This window comes from Pseudomonas sp. CM25 (genome assembly GCF_013179705.1).
Lineage (GTDB): Bacteria > Pseudomonadota > Gammaproteobacteria > Pseudomonadales > Pseudomonadaceae > Aquipseudomonas.
In genome coordinates, this window is sequence record NZ_JABMCW010000320.1 from 1 (window position 1) to 6,028 (window position 6,028).

The following is a 6,028-nucleotide window of genomic DNA, read 5'->3' on the forward strand; positions in this document are numbered from 1 at the left end:
CTTCCTTGCGGTAACGGGCGATGAAGGGCACGGTCGAGCCTTCGTCCAACAGGCCCACGGCCGCCTCGACCTGCTGGGGGCGTACGCCCAATTCCTCGGCGATACGGCTGTTGATGCTGTCCATGTAAACCACCTGACATTTGTGAAAACGGGGGTCGCCTGTGGGCTTTTCGCCCGGCGGCGCTGGATGAAAGCCGCGCATTATACCCATCGTAAACGGCTTGCGGTGATGGCGCCCGGCCAGCCGGAACTGGCGCCCGGGGAAAAATCTGCTAACAATGCTCACGCAACGTGCAGCAATGGCTACGCCATAATGCGCGGCGAAACCAGAGGAGTTATTCATGACCGGCACGCCAAACACCGCTGAAGGTGACAAGATTCTCATCGTCGATGACGATCCAGGGCTGAGCAGCCTGCTGGAACGTTTCTTCACCAGCAAGGGCTACCGTGCCCGTGCGGTGCCGAACACTGAACAGATGGACCGCCTGCTGCAGCGCGAGGTGTTCAACCTGGTGGTGCTCGACCTGATGCTGCCGGGCGAGGATGGCCTGTCCGCGTGCAAGCGCCTGCGCCAGCAGAACAACCAGATCCCGATCATCATGCTCACCGCCAAGGGCGACGAGCTCAGCCGTATCAAAGGCCTGGAACTGGGCGCCGACGACTACCTGGGCAAACCGTTCAACCCGGACGAGCTCATGGCCCGGGTCAAGGCCGTGCTGCGCCGCCAGTCACCCAGCGTACCGGGTGCACCGGGCAGCGAGGACGAATCGGTCACCTTTGGCGACTACGAGCTGTCGCTGGCGACCCGCGAACTCAAGCGCGGCGACGAAGTGCACATGCTTACCACCGGTGAATTCGCCGTGCTCAAGGCCCTGGTGATGCACGCCCGCGAGCCGCTGACCCGCGACAAGCTGATGAACCTGGCCCGTGGCCGTGAATGGGATGCGCTGGAGCGCTCCATCGACGTGCAGATCTCGCGCCTGCGCCGCATGATCGAACCCGACCCTTCCAAGCCGCGCTACATCCAGACCGTCTGGGGCGTGGGCTATGTGTTCGTGCCTGACGGAAACGCCGGCAAATGATGCCTGGTCGTCGATGAAAACACCGCTCTGGTTTCCGCAAAGCTTCTTCGCCCGCACGCTGTGGCTGGTGCTGATCGTCGTGCTGTTCTCGAAGGCATTGACCCTGGTCTACCTGCTGATGAACGAGGACGTGCTGGTCGACCGTCAGTACAGCCACGGTGTGGCGCTGACCCTGCGCGCCTATTGGGCGGCGGATGAAGAAAACCGCGACAAGATCGCCGAGGCTGCCGGGCTGATTCGGGTTACCGGCTCTGGTGTGCCGGAAGGCGAGCAGCACTGGCCCTACAGCGAAATCTACCAGCGGCAGATGCAGGCCGAGCTGGGTGATGACACCGAGGTCCGGCTGCGCATTCATGCGCCACCAGCGTTGTGGGTCAACGCGCCTAGCCTGGGCCCCGGTTGGTTGAAGGTCCCGCTGTACCCGCACCCGCTACGTGGGCAGAAGATCTGGAACGTGCTGGGCTGGTTCCTGGCCATCGGCCTGTTGTCCACCGCCTCGGCCTGGATTTTCGTGCGTCAGTTGAACCAGCCGCTCAAGCGCCTGGTGTTCGCTGCCCGCCAGCTGGGCCAGGGCCGCAGCGTGCGCCTGCCAATCAGCGATACGCCCAGCGAAATGACCGAGGTGTACAAGGCCTTCAACCAGATGGCCGAGGATGTCGAGCAGGCCGGGCGCGAGCGCGAGCTGATGCTGGCCGGGGTTTCCCACGACTTGCGCACACCGCTGACACGCCTGCGCCTGTCGTTGTCCCTGCTGAACAGCGACAGCGAACTGAGTGACGACATGGTCCGCGATATCGAGGACATGGACGCGATTCTCGATCAGTTCCTGGCGTTTATCCGCGATGGCCGAGACGAGCCGGTGGAGGACGTTGACCTGGCTGAGCTGGTGCGTGAGGTGGTAGCACCCTACAACCAGCCTGAAGAACGTGTGCGCCTGTGCCTGGAGCCGATTCCCCCGTTCCCGGTGCGTCGGGTTTCGCTCAAGCGCATGCTGGGCAACCTGATCGGCAACGCCCTGCACCATGCTGGCAAGGGGGTTGAGGTGGCTGCCTATGTATCGGGCGACGAGAGTGCGCCGTATGTGGTGCTGAGCGTACTCGACCGCGGCACCGGGATCGACGAATCGGAACTGGAGACCATCTTCAACCCGTTCATTCGTGGAGACCGCGCCCGGGGCGGCAAGGGCACCGGGCTGGGGCTGGCGATCGTCAAGCGGATTGCGGCGCAGCACGGCGGCAATGTCGAGTTGCGCAATCGCTCGGGTGGCGGGATCGAGGCTCGGGTGCGGCTGCCGCTGGGATTGCTGTTGCCGCGAAATGCAGTGTGAGACTTACCGGCCTCTTCGCGGCTAAAGCCGCTCCCACAGGTACTGCGCTATTCCTGTGGGAGCGGCTTTAGCCGCGAAGAGGCCGGTACAAGCTTGAGTCAGCCTTTACCCTTGGTCCGGGTCTGATTCGGCCCGCCATTCTTCTCCAGGTGCTCGATGATCATCCCCGCCACGTTCTTGCCGGTGGTCATCTCGATGCCTTCCAGCCCCGGTGACGAGTTCACTTCCATCACCAGCGGCCCATGGTTGGACCTGAGGATATCCACACCCGCCACGCTCAAGCCCATCACCTTTGCCGCGCGAATGGCGGTAATGCGTTCTTCTGGCGTGATCTTGATCAGGCTGGCGACGCCGCCGCGGTGCAGGTTGGAACGGAATTCGCCCGGTTTGGCCTGACGTTTCATCGAGGCGATCACCTTGTCACCCACCACGAAGCAGCGAATGTCGGCACCGCCGGCCTCCTTGATGTACTCCTGCACCATGATGTTCTGCTTCAGGCCCATGAAGGCTTCGATTACCGACTCGGCCGCCTGGGTTGTCTCGCACAGCACCACGCCGATGCCCTGAGTGCCTTCCAGCACCTTGATCACCAGCGGCGCGCCGTTGACCATCTGGATCAGGTCGGGAATGTCGTCCGGCGAGTGGGCGAAGCCGGTGATCGGCAGGCCGATGCCGCGCCGCGACAGCAGTTGCAGCGAGCGCAGCTTGTCGCGCGAGCGGGCAATTGCCACCGACTCGTTGAGCGGGTACACGCCCATCATTTCAAACTGGCGCAGCACCGCGCAGCCATAAAAGGTTACCGAGGCACCAATACGCGGAATCACCGCGTCAAAGCCCTCCAGCGGCTTGCCGCGGTAGTGGATCTGCGGCTTGTGGCTGGCGATGTTCATGTAGGCCCGCAGGGTATCGATCACCACCATTTCGTGGCCACGCTGGGTACCGGCTTCGACCAGGCGGCGGGTGGAATACAGACGCGGATTGCGCGACAGCACAGCGATCTTCATGCAGCACCTGTGACAGGAGAGAGGGTGGCCGCGAAGGCCGGTTTGTCTTGTACGTACTTCAGGCCTGGGTTGACCACCAACTGGCCGTGAATCAGGGCTTTGGCCCCAAGCAACAGGCGGTAGCGCATGTTCTTGCGGCAGGTCAGGGTGAATTCCACTTCCCACACACGATCACCCAGGGCCAGTGACGTGCGGATGACATAACGGGCCTGGGCCTGGCCGTTGGAGCTCTTGATGGTTTTCATGGTGACCAGCGGTGCCTCGCAACGGCGGTGGCGCAGCTGCACCAGTGAGCCCAGGTGGGCGGTGAAGCGTACCCATGGCTGGCCATCACGCTCGAACGGTTGCACCTCGGTGGCGTGCAGGGTGGAGGTGCTGGCGCCGGTGTCGATCTTGGCGCGCAGCCCGGCCACGCCAAGGTCGGGCAGGGCGACCCACTCGCGCAGGCCGATTACAGTCAAATGGTCAAATGTCTTCACGAAACGCACCCTGCCAATGAGGTGGTGAACTGTAAGCATCGCGGGGACTTTTTGCATCCGTATGTGAAGGTAGTACAGTTCGATGAAAGACAGAATCCGAGGAAACGGGATGGCACAAAAAGCCGAAGACGACGACAAGGTCCGCCTGGACAAGTGGCTGTGGGCGGCGCGGTTCTACAAGACCCGGGCGCTGGCCAAGGCTGCTATCGAAAGCGGCAAGGTGCATTGCCGGGGCGAGCGTTGCAAGCCAGGCAAGGAGCCACGTGTGGGTGACGCGTTTGTGCTGCGCACCGGGTTTGATGAGCGCACCGTTGTGGTGAAGGCGTTATCGGTGGTGCGGCGCGGGGCGCCGGAGGCGCAGGCGCTGTATGAAGAGACCGAAGAAAGTGTGCGGCGCCGTGAGCAGGCGGCGCAATTGCGCAAGGCGGGGGCGATGGGGGTGACCACCGATGGCCGGCCAAACAAAAAGCAGCGGCGGCAGATTCACCAACTGCACGGGAGCTTTGAATAGCCGGGGCCGCTTCGCGCCCCATCGCGACACAAGGCCGCTCCTACAGGGGGGCGCGTAAGCCTGTAGGAGCGGCCTTGTGTCGCGATGGGGCGCGAAGCGGCCCCGGAAATTTAGCGGATCACCGCCAATCGACCGACCAACGGTAGCCTGGCCGCAACGTTGAATAGCGGTGCGGTCCAGCGAATCAACGCGGCACTACCCTTGGCCGCCAGCGGCGTGTAATAGCTCCAGCCCAGCGCCAGTACCGCCATCAGCAATCCGCCGATGTAGTCATCTTGCCCCCAGTGCGCCCCGGCCACCAGGCGCGGCAGCATGAACAGCAGCGCCAGCCCCCAGATCACCAGGTACTGCAGCAGGCGGCGGCTGAACACGCTCATGAACAGCGCCCAGATCAGCAGCACCGAGGCATGATCACCCGGAAAACTCTTGCTTGAACGGTCCTTGAGCTCCCAGGCCGCTTCCAGGTTGGGGTAGTAATCGCTGAGGTGCACCACGCCGTCGAGGATCATCGACGGGCTCTTGTGTTGCCACCCGGCTGCATCCACCCACTTGGAAAACAGCGCGCGAATCACCACTAAGAGGAATAGCGTGACCAGAAAGCCGAAAAAGGCCTGGCGAACCTGGGCTGCCTTGAACACCCAGTTGCCCCGGATAAGCGCGGCCAGCAGGATCAGGCCGACGACGATGTCGAACGGGCGCAGGCTACCTACGGTCCAGATGTAGCGCCAGGCAGTGCTGTCGGCCAGCGGCGCATTCAGGCTGTGGAACAGCCACTCGTCGAAAGTCAGGCACAGGGTATGGCCAATGGGCCATAACCAGAAACACAGTAGAGCGATGGGCAGCAGCGTACACGCTGCCAAAGGTCCCAAGGACCACCTTGCTTGGAACAGTGGCCGATTGTCCATAAAATACCTCTATTGCAAACAGAAATCGGAGCGCCTTGTAAGCGCTCTGTCACGGGTTTTCGCAGGTTGTCGATAACCCTTGTAACCATTTTGTCATCATTTTCAGATAGCCAAAACCTATGAGCGATTTGCCGGATACCGATTTCACCCAACGTTTCATCTTCGACGAGCGCGATGTGCGCGGCGAGTGGGTGTCTCTCGATGACAGCTACGCCGCGGTGCTGGCGCGTCACGAGTACCCCCAGCCAGTGCAGGCATTGCTCGGCGAATTGATGGCCGCCACCGCCCTGCTGGTGGGGGCGCTGAAGTTCGATGGCCTGCTGATCCTGCAGGCGCGTTCCGCCGGGCCGATCCCGCTGCTGATGGTCGAATGTTCCGGTGACCGCGACATTCGCGGCATGGCCCGTTACGAAGCGGAGCAGATCTCGGCTGATGCGACCCTGTCGCAACTGATGCCTGACGGGCACCTGACCCTGACCATCGACCCTGTCAAAGGCCAGCGCTACCAGGGCACCGTCGATCTCGATGGCACCAACCTGTCGGAGTGCTTCACCAACTACTTCGTCCAGTCGCAACAGCTGAATACCCGCTTCTGGCTCAACGCTGAAAACGGCAAGGCCCGTGGCCTGCTGCTGCAGCAGTTGCCGCGTGATCGCCAGCCTGACGACGAAGAGCGCGAAGACAGCTGGCAGCACGTGATCGCCCTGGCCAAGACCCTCA

The 6,028-nt window shown here is 62.6% G+C and carries 8 protein-coding genes; 4 read left to right on the plus strand and 4 right to left on the minus strand.

The features are described from left to right. The coding region (locus HP546_RS24280; protein WP_172230535.1) for a Tex-like N-terminal domain-containing protein at nt 1-124 on the minus strand (124 nt) is incomplete at its 3' end. 217 nt (nt 125-341) lie between these two features. Between HP546_RS24280 and ompR the strand changes: the two genes are divergently transcribed. After that, nucleotides 342-1,082 (plus strand): two-component system response regulator OmpR, encoded by a 741-nt coding sequence (ompR, locus tag HP546_RS24285; protein ID WP_079230429.1) that lies wholly within the window; start codon nt 342-344, stop codon nt 1,080-1,082. A 13-nt stretch (nt 1,083-1,095) separates the two neighbouring features. After that, entirely contained in the window at nt 1,096-2,409 is a 1,314-nt protein-coding gene (locus tag HP546_RS24290) for an ATP-binding protein (protein ID WP_172230538.1), read from the plus strand. Between the two features lie 98 nt (nt 2,410-2,507). Here HP546_RS24290 and rimK read toward each other — a convergent pair whose 3' ends face one another. Together rimK and HP546_RS24300 are read right to left on the minus strand one after the other, a co-directional pair. Continuing rightward, entirely contained in the window at nt 2,508-3,413 is a 906-nt protein-coding gene (rimK, locus tag HP546_RS24295) for a 30S ribosomal protein S6--L-glutamate ligase (protein WP_086976046.1), read from the minus strand. Next, nucleotides 3,410-3,892, minus strand: a complete 483-nt coding sequence (locus HP546_RS24300) for an ATP-dependent zinc protease (protein WP_172230541.1) — start codon at nt 3,890-3,892, stop codon at nt 3,410-3,412. The genes rimK and HP546_RS24300 overlap by 4 nt, the downstream gene beginning before the upstream one ends. 109 nt (nt 3,893-4,001) lie before the next feature. On the opposite strand from HP546_RS24300, the gene HP546_RS24305 reads away from it, so the two are divergent. Next, nucleotides 4,002-4,403, plus strand: a complete 402-nt coding sequence (locus HP546_RS24305) for an RNA-binding S4 domain-containing protein (RefSeq protein WP_172230544.1) — start codon at nt 4,002-4,004, stop codon at nt 4,401-4,403. Between the two features lie 110 nt (nt 4,404-4,513). Here the strand turns inward: HP546_RS24305 and HP546_RS24310 are convergent, their stop codons facing one another. Next, on the minus strand, nt 4,514-5,308 hold the full coding sequence (locus HP546_RS24310; protein WP_172230547.1) for a phosphatase PAP2 family protein: 795 nt from the start codon (nt 5,306-5,308) through the stop codon (nt 4,514-4,516). A 119-nt stretch (nt 5,309-5,427) separates the two neighbouring features. Here HP546_RS24310 and HP546_RS24315 point away from each other — a divergent pair. Further along, on the plus strand, nt 5,428-6,028 hold a 601-nt coding region (locus HP546_RS24315; protein ID WP_172230550.1), incomplete at its 3' end, for an Hsp33 family molecular chaperone HslO.

Coding starts and splice junctions, on each gene's coding strand:
- ompR (WP_079230429.1), top strand. CDS start 342: ATGACCGGCACGCCAAACACCGCTGAAGGTGACAAGATTCTCATCGTC.
- HP546_RS24290 (WP_172230538.1), top strand. CDS start 1,096: ATGAAAACACCGCTCTGGTTTCCGCAAAGCTTCTTCGCCCGCACGCTG.
- rimK (WP_086976046.1), bottom strand. CDS start 3,413: ATGAAGATCGCTGTGCTGTCGCGCAATCCGCGTCTGTATTCCACCCGC.
- HP546_RS24305 (WP_172230544.1), top strand. CDS start 4,002: ATGGCACAAAAAGCCGAAGACGACGACAAGGTCCGCCTGGACAAGTGG.
- HP546_RS24310 (WP_172230547.1), bottom strand. CDS start 5,308: ATGGACAATCGGCCACTGTTCCAAGCAAGGTGGTCCTTGGGACCTTTG.